This is a genomic window from Levilactobacillus enshiensis (assembly GCF_007115095.1).
Classification (GTDB): domain Bacteria; phylum Bacillota; class Bacilli; order Lactobacillales; family Lactobacillaceae; genus Levilactobacillus; species Levilactobacillus enshiensis.
Map to the genome: position 1 here is coordinate 1 of NZ_SULH01000021.1, position 2374 is coordinate 2374.

Annotated in this window: 2 protein-coding genes and 1 pseudogene; 1 reads left to right on the top strand and 2 read right to left on the bottom strand. The window is 39.4% G+C overall.

Translation table 11 applies throughout. The features are described 5' to 3' along the window. Positions 1 to 852 (top strand): annotated as a pseudogene (locus FAY32_RS14000) (IS30 family transposase); the annotation flags it as partial. A 31-nt stretch (positions 853 to 883) separates the two neighbouring features. On the opposite strand, the gene FAY32_RS14005 reads toward FAY32_RS14000, so the two are convergent. Beyond that, positions 884 to 1282 carry a hypothetical protein gene (locus FAY32_RS14005; protein WP_143464085.1) on the bottom strand — a complete coding sequence of 133 codons (399 nt, stop codon included), beginning with the start codon at positions 1280 to 1282 and terminating at the stop codon, positions 884 to 886. A gap of 187 nt (positions 1283 to 1469) precedes the next feature. Beyond that, positions 1470 to 1667, bottom strand: coding sequence for a hypothetical protein (locus tag FAY32_RS14010; protein WP_060463252.1), 198 nt, complete (start codon positions 1665 to 1667; stop codon positions 1470 to 1472). Positions 1668 to 2374: the final 707 nt, after the last annotated feature.

Below are 2374 nucleotides of genomic sequence, written 5' to 3' on the forward strand. Positions count from 1 at the left end.
TTCGGCTGAACCGATCACCGTCAACAATTTCTTATGAATTATCTCGATGTCAACCTTATCAGGCTGAATTAGCACAAACAGATGCCGAATACAAGCGATTACGATGTGGTCGGAAAACTAAGCTGAGCGATGAGTTAAAGCAAAAAATTCTCAACCATTTACGTCTAAGCTGGTCACCAGGAATGATTGCTCACGAATTTAAACTAGCTACTAAATCTATTTATAATTGGCTAAATCAGGGGAGAATTGATTTCTCCTTGAATGATCTACCTGAACATGGCGTACGCCAACGGCGTAACGTTGACCAACGATCCAAATATAATCAATCTTTGGGGCGATCAATTGAACAGCGTCCCATGATGATTAATCAACGTAATTGCATCGGCGATTTTGAACTAGATACAGTCGTTGGTCCTCGTGGGCATAGTAAGGCAGTTTTATTAACTTTAATCGATCGCAAATCACGGTTCCTTTGGGCATACCGGTTAAAAGATTGGACGACAGCGACTGTTAATGAAGCACTAACTTAAGTTCCTAACCACTTTTAATGGTCCGGTGCACAGCTTTACTGTGGACCGTGGCACTGAGTTTAGTGGGCTAGTATCACTTGAATCACAATATGGTATTAAGACCTATTACTGCCATGCTTATACGCCAGCTGAACGTGGTAGTAATGAACGCTTTAATCGGAATTTACGTTATTTTTATCCTAAAGGGACTCGTTTTGAACACATTAGTGCTCGAGATTTAACGACGACGTTACTCCAAATTAACCAGCGACCGCTTAAAATACTCGACTGGCAAACACCGTATCAGGTTATGCTGACAAATTTGTCCAAAAATTCGGATTAAATTTGCAATCTACCGTTTTCATTATTTTCGCTCATCCCCAGTGATAATATCGATAATTTGAGACTGCTTGTGAAGACTTGTCCCACTTCCAAATCAATTTTTGGTAGCTAACATATTTTGCATAAGAAATGGTTGGTCCAAAGCTGTGAGAGTCTTGATGACTAATTTTATATTTATGATGACCAACCACTTCATATTTAACGTTAGTTTGACCAATTCCCCAGCGAGCACCGCCTGTTGGCCCCCAAAGAGAAAACCATTTGGTGCCAAATGTAATTCGACCAGTTTCATGATGCCATTTGGTATGTTTAAGAATTTGTGGAATACCATGATGCCAAGTGCTTGCCTGCACTAAGTCACCCTGACTTTCCCCTGAAAATTCCAACAAGAAACCACTAACAATCAATCCAATAACTACCGATTTTCTCAAGTAATCATCCCCTAATTATTTTCCACGGTAAACACGACTGCCAAACATCACCATTACATTAGCATGCCCACCAAATGTTCTAAAACGAATATTCAAATGTGTCCCCGTTTGCGGGTTCAAAGCTCGAACCGTGTAACGATTTGTTGCTGTTCGCTTCTTAGATGGCTTTTTTGTATAACAACAAGCACTAACCCTTTAAGTGGAAAATTCTCACTACCTGGTTTAACACAACCGGAACGATGTATCCAATTACACACAAGATAATACCGTTTTTTTGAATGACCGTTAAGTCTTTAAAATCATGCCAGAACCCCACAACTAGACAAATAACCCCAATTAAAATTAAGAATGGAATTAAAACTGCAATATTAACCCAATTAATCATGTGATCACCTCATCTATTAGCTATACCGATTCTTACTTTACATAAGGCGGCTTATCCCAAGTAACCCCCAGCTATCCCGATACTTCCACATTCCGTTATTTTCCGTTTGTGAAACCACCTTAAAAAGAAGTGGTCTAGGTCTTAGATTGGCTTTAATTGGGGAAACTGTCTTTGTGAAATTCACTTAGTTTTTTCCTAGACCATTCCATCAAATCGAATAGTCTCATTCTTTGTATTAACTAGAAACTGACCCACATTTCCTTGGTACTTCACCAATACTCTGAATGAATACTTGTAATTTACACGGGTATATCGAATACCTACAATCTTTCCTTCATACCCTTGGCTATGCAAGACTCTCTTTACTTGATTCCTTTGCCGACTCGTAATCCTGACTGAACTTCGGTAGATTATTCTCTTATTAAGTTCATCAGGATTCAAGGGAACAATGTAATCCTTACATTTCAACAATTCCACCAACTTTCTTTGGAATTTGTCTTGACGGGTTACGGTTTTCCATTCAGTTTAGAGGGAGTGACGTTTTGAGCGCAGAATTGTTCCCTGGAAACAGCTATTTGAAATAACTGAACCAGAGTACAATTCTGCTAACTAAAAGTTTCCCCTTAGTTCGTCGGTCGTTAACGCCCGTCGCTTGTCTGTACAATTGCGGTATTGCTACCACCACTCATTATAAACCTACGTTTTCG